We start from the raw sequence: 23,196 nt of genomic DNA, 5'->3' as shown, positions 1-23,196 counted from the left end.
ATGCATGCCGAGATTGGCGGTGTCGGGTCGGCCGCTTTGGGGCCTGTCGGCTGGATCAGGCAAGCATATCCTTCAGCCGATAATAGGTGACCACCATTGGCAGGAACCACGGCTTGCCGGTATGCAGCGGGACGGCATTCCAGTCCATGCCGCCGATTGGATTGGTATCCGTGCGGCCCATTGCAATGTCCGCCAGGACATTTCCGATCAGCGTCGAGAGCTGCGCGCCATGTCCTGAATAGCCCATGCCGTAGATCAGGCCATCGGCGGTGCCGGCCCGCGGATAGACGGTACGTGCCGATGCGCGGCGTCAGCACGATGCGCGCGCTCCGCTGACGGTCGCTTGCAGCGCATCGACAAACACATCGAGTTCGTCCTTGTGCATGTAGATGTGCGGGGAAACGCGCATCCCGGCGATATCCTCGACCCGGCGATATTTGACATGGACCCGGTGCTGCTCACGCAGCACGCGCTCGAGCAGCCGCGAATCGACGCCGTCGATGGAAAAGAGCGCCACAGCGCCCAAGGGTCCGGCATCAACTGGCTCGGCATCAAGGGACCCGGCATCAAGCGGCGTATGCAGGCGAAAGCCCGGAATGTCCCGTGCGCGCTCGATCCAGTACCGCGTGAGTTCGCTGAGGCGCCGCTGGATCCTCTCGACGCCGATCCGGCGATGCAGGCGGATCGCCGGCATGATGCCCGCCTGGATGGCCGAATTATAGGTGCCAAGGCTCCAGTGATCGAACTTGTCGATCCTGAGCGGCGGCGGATCGAAGGGCGCAAGCAGCGGCCAGGTGTCGTCGATCAGGCCTTCCCTGACGACCAGCATGCCGTTGCCTACCGGAGCGCCGAGCCATTTGTGCAGGCTCGTAATGAAGATGTCGCAGCCGAGATTGCGGAAGCTGACCGGCATCTGGGCGAAGGTTTGTGCGCCGTCGACCACGGTAATGATGTCATGCGCGCGCGCCAGCGCGCACAGGCGCTCGACCGGCAGGCGACGGCCGTTCCAATGATACATATGGGTAAACAGCATGACCCGCGTGCGCGGCGTGATCGCGCGCGAATAGGTTTTGATGATCGCATCGTCGTCGTCGAGGAGGCCGAATTGACAGACGACCGGCTGGATGCCTTCGCGTTCCCGGCGTTGAAACCAGCCGGCGCGTGCGCTGGGGTAATCCCAGGGCGAAATCAGCACCTCATCGCCCGGCTGAAGCGGAATGCCGAAAATCGCCGTCGACAGACCCTCCGACGAGTTGCGATTAAGCGCGATTTCGCTAGGCGCGCAGTCGATCAGCTGCGCAAGTTGCGCCTTGATGTCCGGCAGCGCGGCGTCGAGCTTGCTCCACATATTGACGTCGGGATTGCGGCTGATCAGCCGGTAGGCGTCGACCACCGCTTGCTCGACCTCCAGTGGCGGTGGGCTGACTGCGGCATTGTTCAGGTTCAAGAGCGGCTCCTGCCGCGGATAGGCCGCCCGCACCTCCTGCCAAAATGCTTCCGGGGAAGTCGGAGAATCCACGTCGTTGAAGTTCATGCTCCTGCCTTTCAGATCCCGCGCGTTACAGTCCTCCAGCTGCCAAAAGAAAAAGGCAGGCCGGCGAGTCTGGTGGCCATCACCATACCTGCCGGCCTGCCCGAATGGATGCCAATCCAGCCTCAGATCGGCACTATCGTGCCGAAAGCCCGGCAAGTTTCAGAATATTTTGCCATGCTCCCATTCCCGGATTTTGCCGACCATTCCCGTCATCGAAACACCGGAACCGACCCTGATGCCGTTTGCCGGTCGCCTGCCTCTTTCAGTTTTTTGCCCAGCTCGGCAATGCGGCGTTCGCCCGCCGCAAGCGCTTCGGCAGAAGTGTGGACGGAATAATGACCGAGATGGAGCGGATGCGGGTGCGGCACCGCCGAACCCAGGACGAAGACGGCGTCTTCGCTACCTGTTGCTTCCAGGGAAATCTGCGCCTCGCCATTCTCGAAGATCGCCATCTCGCCCGCGCTGACCGTCGAGCCTGCATCGAGCGTTCCTTTGGCGAGCGCCAGCCAGCCGACGCTGTGGCCCGCTGGTGGCGCATAGCTCCAGCTTTCACCGGGCCGCATGGTCACCAGCAGATAGTTGATGCCATCCGGCGCCGGCACGGGCTCCGGACGTCTCCGTACTTGCCAACGATGATATGGGCAGGCCAGGCATAGGGCATGTCGCCGGCATCGATATAGCGGCTTTCGGCGGGCCCGTTTTCCAGTTCGGGCGGCAGCGCCAGCCAGAGCTGAAAACCCTGCATGCGCGAGACGTCTCCCGCCGTCATCTCCTTGCCGTGCCAGACGCCGCCGCCGGCGCGCATCCATTCGACGCCGCCATAGGCGATCTCGCCGGCGCCGATGGCCGGATCATCATAGCGCGCGTGACCCTCGGTGATGACTGTCACCGTGGCGACGCCGGAGTGGGGATGGATCGGCATCCCGCCGCTTCTCTCCACGGCCTGAAGCATTGCCCGGTCCGCATCGAAGATATCGAGAAAGACGAATGGCTTCAGGGCCTGTCCGAGGTCGCTAGGACTCATCAGCCGGGTGATGAACCCTTGGCCGTGGCCGCGCGTCCGTTGCACGATGCGTCTTGGTATCGGCGATGCGTTTTTTAAAGCAGAATGTGCCATCGGTATTGCTCCTGTTTTCAGATTTGTTTCAAGCTGTTCAGCACGCCGGCAATGCCGGCCCGATGCAGCCAGGCGACCGTGCCGGTGATGACCATCAGCACAAGGGCCGGAACCGCGCTGCCGCCGATGACGAAGAGATGGGTGATCACGCCGCATGCCATGGTGACGGCGAGCAGAAGCCCGCCCAGTCCCGCGGTCGCCGGAAAAAGCAGGCCGATGGCGCCGGCGACTTCCACGACGCCGGTGACGATCCGGAACCACTGACCGATGCCGATCTGCTCGTAAATGCCGACCATCATCGGCACGCCCGCAAGCTTCGCGCCGCCGGCCGCCAGGAATGCGGCAGCGGCGAGACCGCGCAGCACCCGGGCAGCGATTTGACCTTTCCGGCCGGAACGGCCGCTGTCGTGAGTGAACTCGTGCTCATTCGATTGTCTTCCTTCTTGATCAGGACCGCGTCATGCGGCCAGCTTTTCGATTTCAATGGTGGCGGCTTCCAAGGCCTCCGAACGGATGGTAGTCAGGCGAAAGACGTGTTAGCGTTCCACAATTCGCCCTACTAGCCGCAAGAATCTGGTTTCTGAGTTGCCAAAATAGGAACGCCATGGATCTCGAAGATTTGCGGACCTTCGTAGAGGTGGCGGATGCGGGTGGCGTTGCCCCCGCGGCGCGCCGGTTGGGGCTGGCCAAGTCGATCGTCAGCCGGCGTCTGACCCGGCTGGAAGAAGCGCTTGGCGCCCAACTGCTTTCCCGCACCACGCGCGGCTCAGCTCTTACTGAAGCCGGCGCAGCCTTCCGCGAGCACGCCATGCGCGTCGTCGCCGAATTGGAAGCCGCACAGGAGACACTTTCGCCGGAAGGCGAGGTGCGCGGCTTGCTGCGCATCGCCGCGCCTCTGTCGTTCGGCATAACAAGGCTGCCCCCGATATTTGCCGAGCTCGCGCGCCGTCACCCCTTGCTGTATCTCGACACGTCCTACAGCGATCGCTTCGTCGACCTCGTCGGTGAAGGCTTCGATTGCGCCATACGGCTCGGGATGCTTCGCGATTCTAGCCTTATCACCCGGCGGATCCGCGCATTCCGGGCGCGACTCGTTGCCAGCCCTGGCTATATCGCAGCCCACGGCACGCCACAGACCTTGACGGACCTGACGCGTCATCAGGCCGTGACCAGGAAGGGTGAGGTCTGGCCAATCCTGGATGGCGACAAAACCGTCACAGTGCGCCCGCGCGGGCGCTTTACCGCCGATAACGGAGAGGCCGTGCTGGCCGCTGCTTTGGCGGGTGTGGGAGTGGCCGCGCTGCCGGACTTTCTAACCGAAACGCATATCGCAGCGGGCAGTCTCGTGCCGCTGCTGGAGAGACATGCAACCCCTGAGCTCGGCATGTTTGTCGTACGCCCGCCGGGGGCTTTCCCTTCCCGCAAGGTGCGGGTCCTGATCGACATCCTTCTCGAATATTTCGGCGAGGCGGCCGGTCGCAAATCCGGCTGAGAGGGTTTGCCTGTCGGCTCGGGCGTGTCTGGGTCGGTAGCTCGAGCTGTTCTACGCCAACGGCTCGGCGCCAACGCCCGTCGCTTCACCCGCCCAGCAGGGCAAAACCAACGCCGGAAACGAACTCAGAAACTGGGCAACGTCACTTGGGCGCCTTGCATCAGCGGCGTATCGCTGTGGAACTACTAAGATGTTTCAGAAAGGAGTTGAGCTCAGTGTTCCCGTCGAGCCGGCAGATTCCAGGTACTTTCGAATGCGCGGGTCGATGCGCCTATCTTCTTTTGGAAACCTGGCGCAGGCCCGGAGCTGTTCCTTTATGTCGACCACATTGCCAAGATATTTCCAAGCTATCGGGGATGCAAAGGGCTGACGATAGACCTGTGATGTCACCCCGAAGGTGAGGCCCGTCAGGACATCCAGCTTCCTCCGATAGGAAGGAAAAAGCATCGACTCCACAATCGAATCGCATGATAGCGTCTCGAATTCGAGAAGAAAAATGCAGTTTCCGAGATAGCTAAGAAGCCCTTCGTATTTTGAAAGACGTTGGACTATCTCATCTGGCCCTGAGCGCTCAATCGTCTTGGAGCAGACCTTACCATCCCGTTCGTAAATATGGATCAGCGACCTGGTGATCGTTCCGGACGAGTGCGGAACGAGGAAGTGCATGTGGTAGTATCCGAGCAGCGGCCGGAGTTTTTGAATGTCCCCCGGAAACGCACGGTCGATCATCTTGGCAAGACCAACTTGCGTCGAGAGGCCTTTCGAGCGCACCGACGCCTCGAAATCGCTTGCAGGGCGCAAAAGTTCATCAATAGTCACCCCGAAAGCAGAAGCAATGCGACGGAGATTATGATGGGAAGGCTGCGTTTCCCCAGTAAGGTAACGGGCGAACTGCTGCCGATTGAATCCAAGCCTACGGCAGACTTCCGACACGGATCGATGTGTCGAGCAAAGTAGCCGCAGATTCGCCGCCAGTTGGGTTTCCATCGGCTCTCAAAATTGCTTATTTTGCGCATCTTGGCTGCAACTAGCGCAAAGTCAACCAATCGTGCTGCGTTGTGCCCTGGCGCCTCCCCCGCACAGACTGACGACCAGTCGTCTCTGCGATCACGCCTAAGGCAGTAAGCTGGATGCGACTGATGATTACTCAGTCTATCGGAGGAATAATGTCGATCTCAATACTTCACCGACACTTAGCTGCTTTTGCAGGCGCAGTGGCGGCAACCTTCGTTTTTTGTCAAGTATCCGAAGCAAGTTACGGCCTTTATGTTGGGAAGAACCGTACAGCTGACGGAAGCGTGTTTTTGGGCGGTACTGGCGAGGAAGTCTCTAGCCATTGGCTGAGAATAGAACCTCGCAAGAAGCACGCGCCAGGCGAGACTATTTCTGTCGGCGTCACCAAGGAAGCCGTCATGCCTGGGGAGATGATGGAAATTCCTCAAGTCGGGGAGACGGCAGCGGTTATTTCAATGGACTACTCGGATTACGAAGGATTTCCGCCGCCACTGACGAATGGCGGACTTAATGAGTATGGCGTCGCGGTGCGAGACATCTGGTCGCCCTCGCGAAAAGAACTGATTGCCATGACGCCTAATCCTCAGAAGGGCCCTCAGTATAGTGATTTGGCACGCATCGCCCTTGAGCGTGCCAAGACGGCGCGTGAAGCGGTGCAAGTGATTGGTGATCTGATCAACCAATACGGCTATTCCGACTACGGCGGCAATTCTCACTTAATTGCAGACGCGAACGAAGGATGGGTCGTAATAAACTTCAGCGGAGGGAAGGGTTTGTGGGTTGCTGAACGACTGGGGCCGGATGACGTCAGAATGTCCTATCCCGGCTATATTGGGGAAATCCCGCTGGATTATCAAACCAATCAGGATTTCATGGGCTCGGCCAACTTAATCTCCTTCGCGGCAGAGCAAGGATGGTATGAGCCTGGCCAGCCATTTGATGTTCATAAAGTGTATGGTGACCAAACCGCCCCGATGCGTTCACCTGGGGTGGAGTACATGGAGTCGAAGCTTCAAAACCTCGGGGCAAAAGTCACGCTCAGGGAGTTCATGGATGCCGTCCGCGATCCAGTCATTTCAGACGACGCGGCTGGCTACGGTCAGGTTGCGCAGTTGAAGGAGGGTGTACGCAACGAAATGCAGCTTCTGTGGGTGGCGCCCACCAGTTCCGTCACAGCTCCGTTCATTCCTTGGCGAATTGGTGTTGGCGAAATTCCCGCGGAATACCGCTGGCACCGCTATATGACGAAGGGGGCAGCCTCCAACTACCTCACAGCGGAATATGCGCAGCAAGAGGCCACCGAGTACGCATTCCACCTCTACAAGCGCCTTCTGTATTACACATGCAGCCGACGAGATGAGTTCTACGACGAGGTAGTCGGAACGCTCACCGCGTTCGAGAACCATATGATCGACGATCAAGCTTGGGTGGAGCAGTCGGCCGAAGGAATGTTCGAAAGAGGCGAGAGCGATTCGGCGAAGAGGTTGATCACATATTATAGCAGTGTCCAGGCAATGAGGGCGCTCGATCTCGGGAATGCGCTGTTGGGCAGTATGGAACAGAGAACCAAGCTACTTCAGGGAATCCTACAACCTCCGAGCAATGAGACAATGAAGCTGGAATACAACATGATTCGGTGCGGCCCGACACCCGAATCTCTTGCTTCTACTTCTCAATAGCTATCACACGTGAGCCCGGCAAGTCTGCCGGGCTCACCCAGCGAGGTGATTGCCCGCTTAGAGGGACGCCTCCCGAGAACCGTATCGTGAGGAAGGCCGGATGGCTCAGGGGATGAGCAGAAGCTTTCCCGTCGTGGCGCGGCTTTCCATATCGGCATGTGCGCATGCTGCTTCGGCGAGCGGGTAAACGCGGCCGATCCGGATCTTCAAGTCTCCCTTCACGATCCAGTCGAAGAGTTGGCCGATGCGGGCGCGAAGCAGTGCCGGCGTGTGGATATGATCGAAGAACCTTGCGTAGCCTATTTTGATGCTTTTCGGCAGGCTCATGATGTCGAGCGGTCCGGGACCGCCCAGCACCGGGCCGTACCAGCAGAAGGTGCCGGAGCGGCGCAGCGAATCGAGCGAGCCCTGAAAGGTCTTCGGGCCGGAACCGTCATAGACGACATGGACGCCTTCACCGCCGGACAGGCGAACGACTTCCTCGGCGAATCGCCCCTCGGTGTCCACGATCACATGGTCTGCTCCGGCCTCTCTTGCCACGGCGATCTTGTCTGCGGACGAGACGCGGCCGATCACGTGCCCGCCTCTCAGCTTTATGATCTGGGTGAGCAGCAATCCGACGCCGCCCGCCGCCGCATGGACCAGCGCCACGTCGCCGGGCTGGACGGGATAGAAGTCGGTGGCGAAGTGGCTGGCAGTCAGCCCCTGCATCATCACGGAAGCGGCCGTACGATCATCGATCCCGTCCGGAATCGGCACGAGCGCGTCCGCCGGTACCATCGCCCGATCTGTGTAGCTTCCAGGCGTGTACACCCAAGCAACCCGTTGTCCGGGCCGGAAATGCTCTACTCCATCGCCCACGGCGAGTACCCGCCCGGCACCCTCCACGCCCAGAACCTTGGGATTGGGCGTTTCCGTCCAGGCCATGCCCTGGCGCACGCCGATGTCCATGAAGTTCACGCCCGCCGCGGCGACCTCGACCAGAACTTGTCCGCTCGTGGGAGCAGTTTCGGGGCGCTCGACGAATTCGAGCGCATCCGGTCCCCCGGTTCGGTTCATGACGACGGCTTTCATTGCGACATCTCCCTGGCGGCATTCTCAATCAGCTGTGCTACGGGTTCAGGGTTCGACACCATCACTACGTGCGAAGCGCCCTTGATCGCGATCGTTTCGCGGGCGTGAGCCCGTTGAGCCATGTAGGCAGATGCACGCGGCGGGATGTTCTTGTCCGCGTCGCCGTAGATGAACCAGCTTGGGATGTTCTTCCAGGCAGCCTTGGCCTGGGCTTCGTTGAGCGCGGCTTCAGTGATCGGCCGCTGCGTTGCGGCCATCAGTCTGGCTTGCGCTTCGGAAGCATCGGCGGCAAACTGATCGTGGAACTTGTCCTGCTGGATGTAGAGGTCCTTTCCGCCGCCTGACAGCTCGACAGGAGGAGCGAGTGTCGGCCCCAGCGTGCTGCCTGGAAACTTTCGTGCAAGTTGCGCCGCGGTTTCACCCACCTCCGGCGCAAATGCGGCGACATAGACCAGAGCCTTCACGTTAGAATGACCATCGGCGGCATCGCTGATCACGGACCCGCCATAGGAATGGCCGACCAGAACGACTGGCGTTTCTATCGAGGAAAGCACATCGGCGACATAGTCTCCGTCACTTCTGACGCCTCGCAGCGGATTGGCTGCCGCCACTACGGGAAAGCCATCTTTCTCAAGAATCTCAACGACACCGTTCCAACTCGAAGAGTCGGCGAAGGCGCCATGAACCAAGACGACGGTAGGTTTGCCGGACTGCGCGTGGGCGTTGCCCAACGAGGCCGCGATAATAGCCAGGCCTGCGAGCAAGATTTTCATCTGAACATCCTTTCGTTGTGAGGTGCGGTCTTCACTGTGCCGAGCGCAGGGCGAGGAGCGGGGTGCCGCAGACCCGACCTGTGTCCGCCCGGCGTTTTCCTGCGTGGACCGAGTTACGGCGCGTAGCGGGTGAAGACGAAGTCGTGTTGCTGGACACGCGCCTCGTGGCACGCGAAACATGTTTCGTGCTGCGCTACGTCGGCCGGCTTGCCATTAATGAACCGGCCAAAACCCCACCCGCCGCTCGACGCGTATTTCTTCGAATCCTTGACCATGACCTGCACCGTCGTGGCCGCGCCGGGAACCGAGGCGGGTTCGAATTCGGTCGACTGCGTTTGCTTCCATGCAAGCTTGACGAGGACGGTCCCGTCCGGGAACGGCAGCGTGCTTTTTCGATAGGCATCCATCGCAACTGTATTTCCGACCACTGCGCGAAGCTCGTTCAGCGGATCGCCTTCCAAGGCCGGCCCGATGAGCTCCCAGCTGCGGTAACCGACCGGGATCGTCACGCCATAGATCGGCGAGGCTTCCGCGTTCTGAGCTCGAACGCTGTCGATCTCAACGCAGCCGATAGCGAGAGCGATCGACACGGCGATGACGGCTGCAATTGCAAGCTTGCGTCTCATGCGCTCGCTCCGTCCGCGCTCAGAACTTGTCGACGTCGATGATTGCCTTGGCGAAGGCTTCAGGCGCTTCCTGCGGCAGGTCGTGTCCGATGCCGCCGGTGATCAGCCGATGCTCGTATTTGCCGGAGAATTTCTTCGCATAGGCGTCGGGATCGGGATGTGGCGCACCGTTCGCGTCGCCCTCCAGCGTGATCGTTGGCACGTCGATCTCCGGGCGCTTGGCAAGCTTTTCCTCCAGTTCGACATAGCGGCGCTCGCCTTCCGCAAGGCCGAGCCGCCAACGGTAGTTGTGGACAACGATGTCGACGTGGTCGGGGTTTTTGAACGCAGCGGCGCTTCTGGCGAAGGTCGCGTCGTCGAAGTTCCAGTGCGGCGAGGCGAGTTTCCATATCAGTTTGGCGAAGTCGTCCGTGTATTGCGCGTAGCCGGCACGGCCACGATCGGTCGCGAAATAGAACTGATACCACCATAGCAGTTCGGCCTGTGGTGGCAGCGGCGCTTTGTTGGCCGCCTGGCTTCCGATCAGATAGCCGCTGACCGACACCATGGCCTGGCAGCGCTCCGGCCAGAGCGCGGCAAGGATATTTGCCGTCCTCGCGCCCCAGTCATAGCCGGCGACGATCGCCTTTTCGACGCCCAGGGCATCCATCAGATCGATGATATCGACCGCCAGCGCGGCCTGCTGGCCGTTGCGAAGAGTGGCATCCGACAGGAACCGCGTCGTGCCGTAGCCGCGCAGATAAGGGATGATGACCCGATAGCCGGCTCCTGCAAGCAGCGGCGCGACATCGACATAGCTGTAGATGTCGTACGGCCAGCCGTGCAGCAGCATGACGGGAGGTCCATCTGCTGGGCCATCCTCGGCATATCCGACGGTAAGCAGCCCCGCCTCGATCTGCTTGAGCGATGCGAATGAGTTTCGCGATCCTGTCCCGCCGGCTACAGTCGTCTGCGTCCCGCCCTGAGCAGTGGAGGTTCGGACCGCTCCTAACTGAGCCAACGCCACGGTCGCAGCCGCGATGCCGAACAGGCGTCGGCGATGATGGTCGACGACTTCCGGAATTTTGATTGCGTTCATGGGAGTACTACCTTTGTTCATGTTTCCAGGGCAGTCGCGGCAGGCGCGATTGCCGAAACCGAGGGACTAGATCAGGTTGATTTCGACTTCGATGTTGCCGCGCGTGGCCTTCGAGTAGGGACAGGTCTGATGAGCGGCATCGACAACGGCCCGGGCGTCGTTGCGATCCATCCCTGGCAGGCTCACATTGAGTCGGGCGCTGAGAAAGAAGGCGCCGTCGCCGCTGTTGAGATCAACCTCCGCATCGATCGCAAGGTCCGCTGGCAGCACGATGTTCATCTTGCGCGCGGCGATCGCCATCGCGCCCTCGAAACATGCCGACCAACCGGCAGCAAAAAGCTGTTCGGGATTGGTGCCGCTGCCCGCGCCGCCGGGCGTCGAGAGCCTGATGTCCAGCCTGCCGTCGGAACTGCGTGAGCCACCCTCCCGGCCGCCTGTTGTGTGCACCTTCGCTGTGTAGAGTCGTTTTGCTTGGGTAGTCATGGCATGCATCCTGATGAAATCGGATCTTCGATCAGCGCAGCGATCTGAAAGCTGCACGGGCCTCCTGGGTGAAGATTTCCGGCTGTTCCCAGGCCGCGAAATGCCCGCCGTTCTTGGCCTCATGGAAATAGATGAGGTTGTGGTAGCAGCGCTCGGCCCAGCTTCGCGGCGTGCAGTAGATTTCGCCGGGAAATACCGTCACGGCGACCGGAAGATCGGCAATGTCCACGGCATTGAAATTGTTGGAGTGGTCTTCCCAGTAGATCTGAGCCGCGGAGGTTCCGGATTCAGTGAGCCAGTAGAGCGAGATGTCGTCGAGCATCTCGTCCATGGTCAGAACCCGCTCGGGGTCGCCACCGCTATAGGTCCACTGCGCGAACTTCTCGTAGATCCACGCCGCCAGGCCGACCGGCGAATCCACCAGGGAGTAGCCGATGGTCTGCGGCCGCGTGACCATCATGGCGGCATAGCCGGAACTGTCCTTGTAGAAGGTGTCGAGCGCCTCGAACGCCGCTCTTTCCTTCTCGGTCAGATCACTTGGGGCTGGTCCACCGGCAGTGAGGATTGCCGCGATCTCCGTCGGAACGGTTCCGGGCATGTTGACGTGTATGCCAATGAGCCCAGGCACCTTCTGCAGCGCCATGCGCTGAGAGATGACCGAGCCGCAGTCGCCACCCTGCGAGACGTAGCGGTCGTACCCCAACCGGTGCATGAGAACCGCCCAGGCACGACCGATATGGTCTGAGCCCCAGCCAGCCTCCGTCGGTTTCCCGGAAAAGCCGAAGCCAGGTATCGACGGCACGACGAGATGGAATGCGTCTTCCTCCGCGCCGCCATGGGCCGTGGGATCCGTCAGCGGACCGACGACCTTCATGAATTCTAGGATCGAGCCGGGCCAACCATGCGTCATGATCATCGGCATAGCATTCTCATGGCGGGACCGGACGTGGATGAAGTGGATAGCGAGGCCGTCGATTTCGGTGACGAACATAGGCAGAGCGTTGAGCTTCGCCTCGACCTTCCGCCAGTTGTAATCGGTCATCCAGTATCGAAGGAGATCCTGGAGCTTTGCGAGCTGCACGCCTTGGGACTGATCCGTAACTGTTTCCCGCAGGGGCCAGCGCGTCGTTGCCAGACGTCGACGAAGATCGACGATTGCCTCCTCCGGAATGTCGACGCGAAAGGGATGGACGGCTTCGATGTCGACGCTCGCGCGCGCCCTCGCGGGAAGCAGGCTCAAGGCGCCTGCCGCCACTGATGCGGCGAGCAGGCTTCGCCGCGTGAGCGATGGCGATGATGCGGGCATGGTCATTCTCCTTGGGTCCGTCGGCAGAGAGGTTCTTGCTGCTTTCGACACATAGAAGGAGATCGCCCGAAGCGCCCGTTATGCATTATGATGCAACGTTAGCGCTCGTCGGCGAATGCAGGCTTGCAGCGAAGCCCCCACTTTTGTTCTTCTCATGGCTGAGTGGTCGCCTGCATGGAGCAGGCCGCGAAGGGAGTGTCATGGCAGGGCCTGCAAGCGACACGATATCATTTGGTCCCTTTACGCTTGCCGTCCGCGAACGGCTGCTCTTGCGGCAAGGCACCACCGTCGATCTGGGCGGGCGGGCTTTCGATATCCTGGCTACTTTGGCTGCCCGCTCCAACGAGGTGATCAGCAAGAGGGATTTATTGGCGGACGTCTGGCCCGACGTCACCGTCGAGGAGGGTAGTCTGCGGTTTCACATGGCCAATCTCAGAAAGGCGTTGGGCGACGGCAAGGACGGCGCGCGCTACATCGCTACCTTGAAGGGCCGGGGCTATTGCTTCGTGGCGTCGGTCTCGCGATCGGGTGGTCGCAACGATGCGCGAAGCGAGGCTGCCGCCAGCTACCCGCAGGCCAACCTCCCGAGCCGACTAGCTCGCATGGTTGGGCGAACCGACGACACGGCCGCACTTTCCGCGGAGCTGGCGGCCGCGCGCTTCGTCACGATCGTCGGCACGGGTGGGGTCGGCAAGACCACCGTTGCAGTGGCGGCCGGGCATCACGTCGTCGATGCGTTTGCCGGCGCTGTGCATTTCGTCGATCTTGGCGCGCTGAATGATCCCAACCTGGTTGCGCCGACTGTAGCCTCGATGCTGGGCCTGTCGCTTCAGTCTGACGACGCCACGTCCGCTCTCATCACATACCTGGCTGACAAGAGAATCCTCCTGATCCTGGATACCTGCGAGCATGTCATAGACGCGGCGGCAGACCTGGCCGCCCGTATCTTCGCTTCCGCGCCGCAGACCCACATCTTGGCGACGAGCCGGGAGGCTCTCCAGGTCGAAGGCGAGCACGTCTACAAGCTGGCGCCGCTTGCTTACCCGCCGGACGATCTGGAACCCACCGCGGCAGTCGCGCAGGCGTTCCCTGCGACCGAGCTGTTCTTGGAGCGCGCAGCAGCAAGCGGTGCTCGTCTTGACCTCGACGATTCGGATGCGGGGGTCGTGGCGCACATCTGCCGGAAGCTTGATGGCGTACCACTTGCCATCGAACTGGCAGCAGGACGGGTTGCGAGCTACGGCCTGCAGAAGACCGCGATGCTTCTCGACGAACGCCTGGCCCTCATGTGGCCGGGACAGCGCAGCGCACCGCCGCGCCAGAAGACACTTCAGGCTACTCTGGACTGGAGCTTCGGGCTTCTGTCCGAATTCGAGCGCCTGGTGCTTCGCCGGCTTGCCGTTTTCGTCGGTCATTTTTCGATCGATGCCGCGCTGACAATAGTAACGAGCCCGACCGTGGACGATGCGCTCGTATTCAGCGCCATCGATAGTCTTGTGGCGAAGTCGATGGTCGCGGCGAGGCCAGCCGGTGCAACGATGCGATATCGACTGCTCGATACGACGCGGGCTTATGCCCTTCAGTTCGAGGTCCAGGATGCGGAACTCACGGAACTGGCCGCCCGGCACGCGACCTACTGTCTGCGATGGCTGGAGGATACGGGGAATGAGTGGCCTACGTTGTTGAGCGCGTCGCAACGATCACTGCACCTCGCGGGCCTTGCCAATGTGCGTGGGGCTCTGGATTGGTGTTTCGGATCCAACGGGGATGCCAAGCTCGGCATTCGTCTTGCCGCCGCCGCTGCTCCGCTTTTCCTGTCGATGTCCTTGCTCACCGAGTGCCATCGCTGGAGCTCCCGGGCAATTTTCGCTCTCGACGACTCCATGCGCAGCGGACGCGAGGAGATGCACCTTCAGGCGGCCCTTGGAGTTTCCCTGATGTTCACGCACGGGGGAAGGGACGCAGCGCGCGAGGCGCTGAACAGAAGCTTCTCCATTGCCGAGCAGCGCAGCGATGCGCTCGACCAGATTCAGGTTCTCGGGCCGCTGCAGATGTTCCATTTGCGTACGGGAGATTTCAGGACCGCGCTCCGCTACGCGGAGCGTTGTACCGTCATTGCCGGCGCGCTGGAAGACTCCGTCTCCACGACATTGGCGCATTCGTTGATGGGAATATCGCTTCACCTCAATGGAGAACTAGCTCGCGCCCAGACCTCGCTTGCGGCAGCATTGCGATACGGGCCGCGTTCCGGTCGGACCACGACCAACTATCTCGGCTTCGACGGGAGAATCCTGGCCGGCGCGATCCTGGCAAGAACGCTTTGGCTGCAAGGCCATCCGGATCGGGCGGTGGAACGCGCGCTGCTGACGATCAAGGACGCCGAGATCCTGAACCATCCGCTGACGCTTTCGATCGCTCTTGTCTGGGCCGTTTCCGTGTTCCTTTGGGTCGGCGATCTCGACCGCGCGGACGAGCATATAGACCGTCTCTGCTTGCGTGCGGAACCCCACTCGCTCGGACCGTATCTGGCGCTAGGACGAGGCTTCAAGGGAGAACTGGCCATTCGTCGAGGCGATGCGGAAAAGGGAATCGAGAGCCTGCAACACAGCCTCGCGGAGCTCCACGCAGCACCCTACGAACTGCTCACCACTCCGCTCAACGTCGCGCTCGTTCAAGGCCTTGCCGCCACGGGCCGGCTCGCGGAGGCCCTCGCACTGCTCGACGACACGATCCTGTCGGTCGAGGCAAACGGAGATCTCTGCTATATGCCGGAGTTGCTGCGCGTGAAGGGCCGCCTTGTTTTGGCGTCAGTGCAGTCTGGCGACGAGGCTGAAACCTACTTCAGCCGGTCACTCGAAATGAGCCAGGGTTGGGGCGCGTGGGGGTGGGAGTTGCGCGCCGCGGTCGACCTGGCTACCCTTCTGATCGATCGCAGACAACACGAAACCGCCCGGGCGCATCTCCAGCCGCGGTTCGAGCGCTTCGTTGAGGGTTTGGATACTGCTGATCTGAAATCAGCTGCACGTCTGCTCGCGACGCACAGTTAGTCTGGCTCGGCAATCGCGACGGACCTCATCGAGCGGAATGGTGGCCCTACCATTATATTGTGCCATGAGCAGAAAAGCGGTGTGAAGTGACATTGATGGTTACGCTTTGAAAAAAGAATGAAATGAGTCACATATCAGAGAGGCCGGCAGTGTCAGTCCGCCCAATCTCGTGGTTTAAGATCTATGTGTAAATGATTGAAAAATACAGAAAATTCGCCATAGCGCCTATGATGGACTGGACGGACCGGCATTGCCGGTTCCTGCATCGCCAGTTGACGCGCCGGGCCTTGCTCTACACCGAGATGGTCGTCGCCGACGCGGTCATCCATGGCGACCGCGAGCGCTTGCTTGGTTTCGATGATACGGAACATCCGGTCGCGTTGCAGGTCGGCGGCTCCGATCCGCAGAAGCTTGCCGAGGCGGCCCGCATCGGCGAAGCCTTCGGCTATGACGAGATCAACCTCAATGTCGGCTGCCCGTCCGACCGCGTCCAGTCGGGTACGTTCGGCGCCTGCCTGATGAAAGCACCGGACCAGGTCGCCGATTGCGTCGCGGCGATGAAGACTTCTGTCGGCATTCCCGTTACCGTCAAATGCCGCATCGGCGTCGATGAGCAGGATCCTGAGCCGGCGCTCGATGCGTTGGCGGACGGGGTTTTCGCGGCCGGCGCCGACGCGCTGTGGGTGCATGCCCGCAAGGCGTGGCTGGAAGGGCTGAGCCCGAAGGAAAACCGCGACATTCCGCCGCTCGACTACAACAGAGTGTATCGGCTGAAAACAAAAAAACCAAACAAATTCATCGGTATCAACGGCGGCATTCAATCTCTTGAAGAGGCGCTTGACCACATTGATCATGTCGACGGCGCCATGCTCGGCCGCGCCGCCTATCACACGCCGGGCATTCTGGCAGGCGTCGACGCGGCGTTCTACGGCGACACACCCAAAACGTTCGATTTTGCCGCGCTAATCGATGCCATGGCCGATTATGCGGCACGCCACATCGAGCGGGGCGGGCGGCTTGGCCATGTCACCCGTCACATGGTCGGCCTGTTCCACGGCCTGCCCGGTGCGCGCCGTTACCGGCAGATCCTTTCGACCGATGCGACAAGGCCGGGCGCCGGGCCCGATGTGCTGAAGGCAGCCTTCGCCGCAGTCGATTTTAGCGGGACAGACGCGGAAGCCGCCTGACTGTCCAATCGCGCAAGATCATGTGGAGGGCGTCGCGTTGAAGGTACGCCAAACAACGCTGAGCGAGAACAAATGACGATTCTGTTGGGCGTTCGTTTCGAAAGACTGCCCAAGGTCGCTCGCAATCAACTGTAGCGGCCACCTGAACGGGCAAGTAGCGCCAGAAACGGACATTAGCGAAGCGATTCCAGGGCAGCTTTGGAAGAGCGGACATTCGATGTCCTCATATCAATTCATCAGCTTCGGCTCCGGGAATACCCATGTGCGATCTAAAATTTGCGTGCGCGGGTGATAGAGGCGAACCCAGTAACTCCAGCCAGGTGTAATCGAAATACAGTTGGCAATCTTTCCGTCGCAGCCAACGAACTGGATATCGACCGATCCATCCGCCCTTGGTGAGGCCCAAGTCCGCGCGGGAGCAAGCGAGAGGACACGAGTCCGACCGGGCGCTGCCGAGGTTCCTCGTTAGCTCGGGAATGCCTGTTGTGCTATCGTCCTAAAGTCTCTCGGGCCGCCAAGGGTCACGCATGATCTTCCGTTCGAGGGAGAGAGCATCTGTGACGGAATTTGAAACGAAACTGACGTTGGCCGCCAAGCTTGCCGCAAAAGGCAGGGTTTCGCGTCGCGACTTTGTTCAGCTGGCGCTCGCCGCCGGTCTTGCCGGCACGGCCGCCAATGCGATGTTCGTCCAGGCGGTGCACGCCGAGCCCAAGAAGGGCGGCACCTTGAAGATCGGCATCGGCGATGCCGCCGCCACCGATACACTGGAACCGGGTAGTACCAACGTCAACCCGTTCACCGGCACCGCGCTATTTGGAACCTTGTCGAACGCCCTGACCGAGATCGATTCCAAGGGCAACGTGGTCCCCGACCTCGCCGAGAGCTTTGAGCCGTCAGACGGCGCCAAGAAGTGGGTGTTCAAACTGAGGAAAGGAGCCACCTTTCACAATGGCAAGACGGTTACCGCCGACGATGTCGTGGCCTCTGTCAGGCATCACAGCATCGAGGGCACGAAATCGGTGATGAAATCGCTCTTGGCTTCGGTCAAGAATGTCGTCGCCGACGGTGCCGAGACGGTGGTGTTCGAACTCGACGGCGGCAATGCCGACTTCCCCTACATCATGTCGGACATTCCGGTCTTGCCGGCGAAAGAGGGCGGCGTCGACTGGGAGTCGGGCATCCGCACCGGGCCCTACATGCTCGAGAAATTCGAGCCCGGCGTCATCGCCACCTTCAACAAGAACCCTAGCTACTTCAAATCCGACAAGGGCTGGTTCGACCGTGTCGAATGCCTGGCGATCTATGATGTAACGGCGCGCACCAACGCGCTCTACACCGGCGAGGTCCACTACATGGATCGCTGCGACCTGAAGACGCTCGACATTCTGAAGCAGAGCCCCGATCTCGCGATCTTGGAGACGACGGGCTACGGCCATTACGTCTATGTCATGAATGTCCAGAAGGCGCCCTTCGACAATCCCGATGTGCGGAATGCGATCAAATACTCGCTCAATCGCGACGAGATCGTGCAGAAGGTGTTTCTCGGCCACGGCGCCGTCGGCAACGACAATCCGATCGCACCGACCGTCAAGTTCGCGATCGATCCGCAGCCGAAGCACGTCTACGACCCCGACATGGTCAAGAGCCTCCTCAAGAAGGCGGGGGCCGAGAACACCCAGTTCGACCTGTCGGTCGCGGATGCCGCGTTCACGGGTGCGACCGACTCGGCTCTCCTGTGGCAGGAGCATGCCCGGACGGCCGGGCTCAATCTGAATGTGATCAGGGAGCCCAACGACGGCTATTGGGACAATGTCTGGCTCAAGAAGCCGTTCTTCGCCTCTTACTGGGCCGGCCGGCCGACGTGCGACTGGATGTTCACCACCGCCTATGCGGCGGAAGCGGTGTGGAACGAAACGTACTGGAAAAATCCGCGCTTTAATAAGCTGCTCGCCGCCGCCCGCTCGGAGACTGACAATACCAAGCGTGCCGGCATGTATGCCGAAATGCAGCAATTGCTGCATGACGACGGCGGGCTGGTGAACGTGGTCTTCAACTCCTATGTCGAAGCCCACACCAAGGCTCTCGCCCATGGCGAGGTGGCGTCGAACTGGCCGATGGACGGGCAGAAGATCGCCGAACGCTGGTGGTTCGCCTAGGCCGTGTACTCATATATTGGGATGGCGGACTGCACGCGTTTGATGCCTCCCTGTCCCCCAGAAGCGGCGCCGGAGCGGACATCGCAGCAGGTCCGAGTTGCCCACAAGCGGAAGTCCGTGGCGCGCATCTGGGGTCCATCAATTGCCTCTGATCTTGGACAGCGCGTTCTTTGCGTAAATGCCAATTAGAGCTTCATTCTGGAGTGCCACCAGCGCAGGTATCGCAGCTTGTGCCGGAGGCCCGATCTTGCCCAGCGCCTCGATGGCCTCCCGGCGGAGATACTCAACCTTGAGCGCTTCAACCAAAGCCGGAACGGCTTGTAATGCCGCTGGTCCAAACCAGCCCAGTCGCTTTACTGCATATTGCTGGGAAAAGGGATTGCCGGTCTCAAGCTCTGCTTCCAGGCTCGTCACGGTGACGTCCAGCGGCAGCGCAGCGATACGGACACCGTCATTCAGGCGCTCCCGGACGCTTGCGTGTTCATAATCCCATTTGAACGAGAGGTGTAAGGTGTCGGGAAGGTTTTCGAGTCCTTTCTGGTCTAAACCCGGTCGGAACTTCAGTAGTATTTGTCTCGCTTCTTCCCGGCGACCGAGCTGCGTCAGCACGGAACTGAAAGGTAGAAAGAGCGCAGTTGCGTCTGGGTTTCGCCTGACGCCTTCTCCGAACACCTCAGCCGCTTGTTTCAGATCGCCCGTTGCAAAAAGCGCCAATCCACGCGCGAGAACATAGTGGCTTGGATAGTTCGGGTTGAGCCGCATGGCGGTCGCGACGAAATTCAGCGCCTCTGCAGGTTCGCCTGAGATCGTCAGCGCCCAAGCCGTTGCGATGTGTGCCTCGGGGTCGTTGGGATCCAAAGCAATTGCTCGACCGGCATTCCTGCGTGCATCGTCGGCCAGACCTTGATAGACGTCCCGCAATGCCTCGACCGTGTAAGACAGTGACGTTGGATATTTCTTGGCCAGCTCTGCGTAATCGTGAGCTCCCCACCAGAAATATGGTTCGTCCCTTCCGAGTTCTTTACCCCAGAGTGACTCAACGACGCGGAAGTAGGCCAGCGCCAGGGCAGCATAAGCTCGCCCATATTCGGGATCAAGTTCGGTTGCTTTTTTCAAGGAAGTGATGGCGGCAGCTGTGTCCTTTGCGTTGTAACGGAGATAAAGGCTCCAACCCTTTTCGAAAGCTTCCTTGGCTGCAATGTTGTCCGGCTTGGCGCGGGCAATTTCCGTTTTTTCGGTGGTGGTGAGATTCACCTTCAACGCTTCGACGATCTTTGCGACAAAAACGTCCTGGACCGCAAAAATATCGGCGACGTTTCCATCGAACCTGTCCGCCCACACATGCCCGCCGGTGAGGGCATCGATGAGCTGGGCGTTGACACGCACCTGCCCGCCGGCTCGCCGTACGCTCCCCTCGAGAACGTAACGCACGCCAAGTTCTTCGGCGACCTGGCTGATTTTTACCGGCTTGCCGCGGTAAACGAATGTCGAGTTTCGCGCGATCACGAAGAGGCCGGAAACCTTGGAAAGGTCGGTGATCAAGTCATCGGTCATGCCGTCGGCGAAGTGCTGCTGGCCGGCGTCGCTCGAGATGTTGGTGAATGGCAATATAGCGATCGATGGCTTGTCAGGTAGCGGGAGCGCCATTCTTTCCCTGGAGGCCACCTCGACCGGCGGTCCTGAACCGTCCCCGCCGACCTTCCAAAGTGCTACACCTCCGGCGATCAATATCAGCGCCGTCGCCGCGACCGCCGGCCGGCGCCATTCGATATAGCGCTTGCGTTTTGCTGGAACTGTTCCGGATGCGGCGCGTGCCCGCGGGCCTATCCGATACAGACGAATAGGTTTTTCTATGTTCTTGAGCTTTTGTTCACCCAAGAATTCGAACTCAAAATCCAGCTTTCTCTCGACCTGATCGAATGCCGTTCCTGAAATAAGGACGCCCCCCGGTTCGGCCAATCCTTCCAGTCTCGCTGCGACATTCACGCCGTCGCCATAGATATCCTGCCCTTCGACAATCACATCGCCAAGGTTTACGCCAATGCGAAATTCGAGTTGTTTTTCCTTCGGCAGTTCGGCGTTGCACTCCGCCATCGTCCGCTGGATTTCGACGGCGCAACCGACCGCGTCGACCACGCTGGAGAATTCTATCAGCGCGCCGTCGCCCATGAGCTTCACGATGCGCCCCTTATGAGCGGCGATCTTCGGATCGATCAGGTTCTCGCGGGTGCTCTTCAGGCGCGCGAGGGTATCCGCCTCATCGGCTTCCATAAGGCGGCTGTAGCCAACGATGTCAGCGGCAAGTATCGCCGCAAGCCTGCGCTCCATGGTAGTTTCCGGCGCTGGGCAACTGTACCATGATAAAAGAGTATCGCTTCGGAGCCTAGTCCTGCTCTGGTCGGCTTTGGGTCACGATTTGCCCTTGAAGTTCCCAGATCGAGCGTTTGCAAAGTGTCGGAGATGCTCGCTACGAGCGGCGCAGCCGCCTGACTGTTCAATCGCGCAAGATCATGCGGTCGCCGCGCACGTCGAAACCGGACAGTGAGCCGATGAAATTCATGCCGAGCAGGCTCTGGCCGAGCATGCCGGGCGCGGCGATCATGACCGGCATGTCCTTGCGCACGATCCCGCCGATCGCCAATTCGTCGGTTCTCACGACTGCGGCGCGCGCCATGCCGTTGGCGGTGGAAACCGGTATGGTGAAATTGAGAGCGGCTGGGTTGAAGCCGGCCGCTTGCGCGTCCTGCGCGGTCAAGACGGTGCTGGTTGCGCCGGTATCGACCACGGCCCGGACCGGCGTGCCGTTGACCAGGATGCGCGCTTCGAAATGGCCATTGCCGGCCTTGTCCAGGGTCACCGTGGCATGGCCGTCGTCGAGGCCCAACGCCAGTGGACTGCCGGGAACAAGGCCGGCCGTTACCCGGCTGGCGAAATCCTGCAATTCATAACGGTACTGGTAGCCGGCGATCAGTGCGAGCACGATGACGGCCCAGGTGCCCAGGCTGCGGGCCATCGTGCCCAAGGGCCTGCCTGATCTGAGCAGGCCGGCGCCGATGAGCGCGACCAGTGCGGCAAGCCAGATCAGCCGGCTGAAATCGTCATTCTCGACGCCGAATGTGCTGCCCGCGGAATCGTTAAGCATGAGCAGGACAACGCCTACCCCGATCAGGATCATCAAAACCCAGAAAACCCGGTTCATATGTGGCTCACGAGAGAGCGTCGCGTTCGCGCGCCAGGCGGGTGCGCCGGGTCTCGCGGCGCGGTCTGCGGTCAACCGTTTCCAGCCGGGCCGGCAGCTCGGCCATGACGCTGCGGCGGATTTCAGGGGTCATCTCGATCCAGGCGCCGATTTCCTCGCGCGTACGGCCGCAACCGAAGCAGAAGCCGGTTTTCATATCGATCGAACAGACCAGGACGCATGGGGATTCGATGGCCGTCATGTTTATCTCTCAGGATTCCCAAGGAATCCCTCGTCTCGCCTCCACATGGTGTAACGGCAACGCCAATGCAAGCCCTCCGGAATGCGCCGCCGGCAGCCGCTTTCGCGTCAATGCAGGCAGTTGTGCCGGCCGAGCAAGGCGGCTATGCCGCTCACCAACTCCGGGAACGATCATCAACGACATGACCAGCGCGCTGCCCTTCGACGATTTTCGCAATCTTCTGGCGACCCTGCCACGGGCCGACACGGCAGCCGAAGCCCGCGTCCGTGAGCTGTTTGCCAAGGCCGACAAGCCCAAGGGTTCGCTCGGCCGCATCGAGGACATCGCGGCTTGGCTGGCCGCCTGGAGCGGCCGCGCGCCGCCGGCAGTGAACCGTCCCCTGGTGGCGATCTTCGCCGGCAATCACGGAGTCGCTCGCCACGGCATTTCGCCACGGCCTGTCGCTGCCACGGCGAACGCCGTCGAGCTTTGCGCGGCCGGCGGTGCGGCGATCAACCAGATCTGCATCGCCAATAATCTCGGGCTGAAAGTCTTCGATCTTGCGCTGCACATTCCAACCGCCGACATCACCGAGGATGCAGCACTCGACGAGCGCGGCTGTGCCGCCACCATGGCCTTCGGCATGGAGGCGATCGCCGGCGGCGCCGATCTGCTTTGCCTTGGCGACCTCGGCGTCGGCAATTCCACCGTCGCCGCGGCCTTGCTTGCCGCACTGTTCGGCGGCAGCGGCGCAGATTGGGTCGGTTCCGGATCGGGCGCCGATGCATCGATGCGGGTACGCAAGGCGGAAGTGGTCGCTGCCGCGCTAGCCTTCCACGGCACAGGTCTCAGGGATCCGCTGGAAGCGTTGCGCCGGGTTGGCGGCCGTGAGTTCGCAGCGATTGCCGGCGCCATCCTCGCCGCCCGGACGCAGAAGATCCCCGTCCTGCTCGATGGATTGGTGGCGACAGCCGCTGCGGCGGCGCTGCATGCCGCCGACGCCACTGCGCTCGACCATTGCCTGCTCGCCAGCCTGTCGCCTGAGCCTGCGCATGCTCGGGCCGCCGAGCGGCTCGGCATGCGCCCGCTGCTCGATCTCGGCGTCAGCCACGGCGAGGGGGCAGGGGCGGCACTTGCGGCCGGCCTGGTCAAAGCCGCTGCGCTCACCGCCTCGGGCATGGCAGCGGCGCTTCATTAAGCGTCTATCGCCG

21 protein-coding genes and 1 pseudogene are annotated in these 23,196 nt (G+C 61.1%); 6 read left to right on the top strand and 16 right to left on the bottom strand.

Features of this window, described 5'->3' with window-relative positions; genetic code table 11:
* Positions 1–55: 55 nt before the first annotated feature.
* The 5 genes and pseudogenes from AC0L18_RS16185 to AC0L18_RS16165 all read right to left on the bottom strand — a co-directional run.
* A pseudogene (locus AC0L18_RS16185) lies at positions 56–286 on the bottom strand (FAD-dependent oxidoreductase); the annotation flags it as partial.
* A gap of 24 nt (positions 287–310) precedes the next feature.
* Positions 311–1,447, bottom strand: a complete 1,137-nt coding sequence (locus AC0L18_RS16180; protein ID WP_473493254.1) for an aminotransferase class V-fold PLP-dependent enzyme — start codon at positions 1,445–1,447, stop codon at positions 311–313.
* Between the two features lie 296 nt (positions 1,448–1,743).
* Entirely contained in the window at positions 1,744–2,136 is a 393-nt protein-coding gene (locus AC0L18_RS16175) for a cupin domain-containing protein (RefSeq protein ID WP_473493253.1), read from the bottom strand.
* Positions 2,100–2,651 carry a pirin family protein gene (locus AC0L18_RS16170; RefSeq protein ID WP_473493252.1) on the bottom strand — a complete coding sequence of 184 codons (552 nt, stop codon included), beginning with the start codon at positions 2,649–2,651 and terminating at the stop codon, positions 2,100–2,102. Before AC0L18_RS16170 ends, AC0L18_RS16175 begins: the two co-directional genes overlap by 37 nt.
* Before the next feature lie 17 nt (positions 2,652–2,668).
* Positions 2,669–3,016: a DoxX family protein gene (locus AC0L18_RS16165; protein WP_473493251.1), complete on the bottom strand. Its 348-nt coding sequence runs from the start codon at positions 3,014–3,016 to the stop codon at positions 2,669–2,671.
* 239 nt (positions 3,017–3,255) lie between these two features.
* Here AC0L18_RS16165 and AC0L18_RS16160 point away from each other — a divergent pair, with 239 nt between their 5' ends.
* Positions 3,256–4,143 (top strand): LysR family transcriptional regulator, encoded by an 888-nt coding sequence (locus tag AC0L18_RS16160; protein WP_473493250.1) that lies wholly within the window; start codon positions 3,256–3,258, stop codon positions 4,141–4,143.
* Positions 4,144–4,338: 195 nt separating this feature from the next.
* Here AC0L18_RS16160 and AC0L18_RS16155 read toward each other — a convergent pair whose 3' ends face one another.
* Positions 4,339–5,130 carry a helix-turn-helix domain-containing protein gene (locus AC0L18_RS16155; RefSeq protein WP_091590927.1) on the bottom strand — a complete coding sequence of 264 codons (792 nt, stop codon included), beginning with the start codon at positions 5,128–5,130 and terminating at the stop codon, positions 4,339–4,341.
* Positions 5,131–5,282: 152 nt separating this feature from the next.
* Between AC0L18_RS16155 and AC0L18_RS16150 the strand changes: the two genes are divergently transcribed.
* The gene (locus AC0L18_RS16150; protein WP_473493249.1) at positions 5,283–6,836 is read left to right on the top strand and encodes a C69 family dipeptidase; all 1,554 of its coding nucleotides are present in this window, start codon (positions 5,283–5,285) and stop codon (positions 6,834–6,836) included.
* 105 nt (positions 6,837–6,941) lie between these two features.
* Here the strand turns inward: AC0L18_RS16150 and AC0L18_RS16145 are convergent, their stop codons facing one another.
* The 6 genes from AC0L18_RS16145 to AC0L18_RS16120 all read right to left on the bottom strand — a co-directional run bounded on the left by AC0L18_RS16145 (position 6,942) and on the right by AC0L18_RS16120 (position 12,176).
* Complete coding sequence (locus AC0L18_RS16145) at positions 6,942–7,910, bottom strand: quinone oxidoreductase family protein (protein WP_473493248.1); 969 nt, start codon at positions 7,908–7,910, stop codon at positions 6,942–6,944.
* The gene (locus tag AC0L18_RS16140; protein WP_473493247.1) at positions 7,907–8,683 is read right to left on the bottom strand and encodes an alpha/beta fold hydrolase; all 777 of its coding nucleotides are present in this window, start codon (positions 8,681–8,683) and stop codon (positions 7,907–7,909) included. The genes AC0L18_RS16145 and AC0L18_RS16140 overlap by 4 nt, the downstream gene beginning before the upstream one ends.
* A gap of 113 nt (positions 8,684–8,796) precedes the next feature.
* Entirely contained in the window at positions 8,797–9,309 is a 513-nt protein-coding gene (locus tag AC0L18_RS16135) for a cytochrome P460 family protein (protein WP_473493246.1), read from the bottom strand.
* A 19-nt stretch (positions 9,310–9,328) separates the two neighbouring features.
* A complete protein-coding gene (locus tag AC0L18_RS16130; protein ID WP_473493245.1) occupies positions 9,329–10,387 on the bottom strand; it encodes an alpha/beta fold hydrolase in 1,059 nt (352 codons plus the stop codon).
* Between the two features lie 66 nt (positions 10,388–10,453).
* The gene (locus AC0L18_RS16125; RefSeq protein WP_473493273.1) at positions 10,454–10,870 is read right to left on the bottom strand and encodes an organic hydroperoxide resistance protein; all 417 of its coding nucleotides are present in this window, start codon (positions 10,868–10,870) and stop codon (positions 10,454–10,456) included.
* Positions 10,871–10,901: 31 nt separating this feature from the next.
* The gene (locus AC0L18_RS16120) at positions 10,902–12,176 is read right to left on the bottom strand and encodes an epoxide hydrolase family protein (protein ID WP_473493244.1); all 1,275 of its coding nucleotides are present in this window, start codon (positions 12,174–12,176) and stop codon (positions 10,902–10,904) included.
* Between the two features lie 200 nt (positions 12,177–12,376).
* Here AC0L18_RS16120 and AC0L18_RS16115 point away from each other — a divergent pair, with 200 nt between their 5' ends.
* Complete coding sequence (locus AC0L18_RS16115; protein ID WP_473493243.1) at positions 12,377–15,223, top strand: ATP-binding protein; 2,847 nt, start codon at positions 12,377–12,379, stop codon at positions 15,221–15,223.
* Here AC0L18_RS16115 and AC0L18_RS16110 read toward each other — a convergent pair.
* A complete protein-coding gene (locus tag AC0L18_RS16110) occupies positions 15,191–15,289 on the bottom strand; it encodes a hypothetical protein (RefSeq protein ID WP_245277776.1) in 99 nt (32 codons plus the stop codon). The genes AC0L18_RS16115 and AC0L18_RS16110 overlap by 33 nt on opposite strands.
* A 125-nt stretch (positions 15,290–15,414) precedes the next feature.
* Between AC0L18_RS16110 and dusA the strand changes: the two genes are divergently transcribed.
* Both dusA and AC0L18_RS16100 read left to right on the top strand, forming a co-directional pair.
* Positions 15,415–16,410, top strand: coding sequence for a tRNA dihydrouridine(20/20a) synthase DusA (gene dusA, locus AC0L18_RS16105; protein WP_473493242.1), 996 nt, complete (start codon positions 15,415–15,417; stop codon positions 16,408–16,410).
* Positions 16,411–16,967: 557 nt separating this feature from the next.
* Entirely contained in the window at positions 16,968–18,566 is a 1,599-nt protein-coding gene (locus AC0L18_RS16100) for an ABC transporter substrate-binding protein (protein ID WP_473493241.1), read from the top strand.
* Positions 18,567–18,704: 138 nt separating this feature from the next.
* On the opposite strand, the gene AC0L18_RS16095 is transcribed toward AC0L18_RS16100, so the two are convergent.
* The 3 genes from AC0L18_RS16095 to AC0L18_RS16085 all read right to left on the bottom strand — a co-directional run bounded on the left by AC0L18_RS16095 (position 18,705) and on the right by AC0L18_RS16085 (position 22,006).
* Positions 18,705–20,894 (bottom strand): adenylate/guanylate cyclase domain-containing protein, encoded by a 2,190-nt coding sequence (locus AC0L18_RS16095; protein ID WP_473493240.1) that lies wholly within the window; start codon positions 20,892–20,894, stop codon positions 18,705–18,707.
* A 166-nt stretch (positions 20,895–21,060) separates the two neighbouring features.
* Positions 21,061–21,765: a TIGR02281 family clan AA aspartic protease gene (locus tag AC0L18_RS16090; RefSeq protein ID WP_473493239.1), complete on the bottom strand. Its 705-nt coding sequence runs from the start codon at positions 21,763–21,765 to the stop codon at positions 21,061–21,063.
* A 7-nt stretch (positions 21,766–21,772) separates the two neighbouring features.
* Positions 21,773–22,006, bottom strand: coding sequence for a DUF1289 domain-containing protein (locus AC0L18_RS16085; RefSeq protein ID WP_473493238.1), 234 nt, complete (start codon positions 22,004–22,006; stop codon positions 21,773–21,775).
* A 181-nt stretch (positions 22,007–22,187) separates the two neighbouring features.
* Between AC0L18_RS16085 and AC0L18_RS16080 the strand changes: the two genes are divergently transcribed.
* Positions 22,188–23,183 (top strand): nicotinate-nucleotide--dimethylbenzimidazole phosphoribosyltransferase, encoded by a 996-nt coding sequence (locus tag AC0L18_RS16080; RefSeq protein WP_473493237.1) that lies wholly within the window; start codon positions 22,188–22,190, stop codon positions 23,181–23,183.
* Positions 23,184–23,196 lie beyond the last annotated feature (13 nt).

The sequence above is a fragment of the Mesorhizobium sp. WSM4819 genome (assembly GCF_055811215.1).
The sequence above is the reverse complement of the archived record's forward strand: the minus strand, read 5'-3'. Positions and strand labels throughout refer to the sequence as shown.

Coding starts and splice junctions, on each gene's coding strand:
- AC0L18_RS16170 (WP_473493252.1), bottom strand. CDS start 2,651: ATGGCACATTCTGCTTTAAAAAACGCATCGCCGATACCAAGACGCATC.
- AC0L18_RS16160 (WP_473493250.1), top strand. CDS start 3,256: ATGGATCTCGAAGATTTGCGGACCTTCGTAGAGGTGGCGGATGCGGGT.
- AC0L18_RS16155 (WP_091590927.1), bottom strand. CDS start 5,130: ATGGAAACCCAACTGGCGGCGAATCTGCGGCTACTTTGCTCGACACAT.
- AC0L18_RS16150 (WP_473493249.1), top strand. CDS start 5,283: ATGATTACTCAGTCTATCGGAGGAATAATGTCGATCTCAATACTTCAC.
- AC0L18_RS16145 (WP_473493248.1), bottom strand. CDS start 7,910: ATGAAAGCCGTCGTCATGAACCGAACCGGGGGACCGGATGCGCTCGAA.
- AC0L18_RS16140 (WP_473493247.1), bottom strand. CDS start 8,683: ATGAAAATCTTGCTCGCAGGCCTGGCTATTATCGCGGCCTCGTTGGGC.
- AC0L18_RS16135 (WP_473493246.1), bottom strand. CDS start 9,309: ATGAGACGCAAGCTTGCAATTGCAGCCGTCATCGCCGTGTCGATCGCT.
- AC0L18_RS16130 (WP_473493245.1), bottom strand. CDS start 10,387: ATGAACGCAATCAAAATTCCGGAAGTCGTCGACCATCATCGCCGACGC.
- AC0L18_RS16125 (WP_473493273.1), bottom strand. CDS start 10,870: ATGACTACCCAAGCAAAACGACTCTACACAGCGAAGGTGCACACAACA.
- AC0L18_RS16120 (WP_473493244.1), bottom strand. CDS start 12,176: ATGCCCGCATCATCGCCATCGCTCACGCGGCGAAGCCTGCTCGCCGCA.
- AC0L18_RS16115 (WP_473493243.1), top strand. CDS start 12,377: ATGGCAGGGCCTGCAAGCGACACGATATCATTTGGTCCCTTTACGCTT.
- AC0L18_RS16110 (WP_245277776.1), bottom strand. CDS start 15,289: ATGGCACAATATAATGGTAGGGCCACCATTCCGCTCGATGAGGTCCGT.
- dusA (WP_473493242.1), top strand. CDS start 15,415: ATGATTGAAAAATACAGAAAATTCGCCATAGCGCCTATGATGGACTGG.
- AC0L18_RS16095 (WP_473493240.1), bottom strand. CDS start 20,894: ATGGAGCGCAGGCTTGCGGCGATACTTGCCGCTGACATCGTTGGCTAC.
- AC0L18_RS16090 (WP_473493239.1), bottom strand. CDS start 21,765: ATGAACCGGGTTTTCTGGGTTTTGATGATCCTGATCGGGGTAGGCGTT.
- AC0L18_RS16085 (WP_473493238.1), bottom strand. CDS start 22,006: ATGACGGCCATCGAATCCCCATGCGTCCTGGTCTGTTCGATCGATATG.
- AC0L18_RS16080 (WP_473493237.1), top strand. CDS start 22,188: ATGACCAGCGCGCTGCCCTTCGACGATTTTCGCAATCTTCTGGCGACC.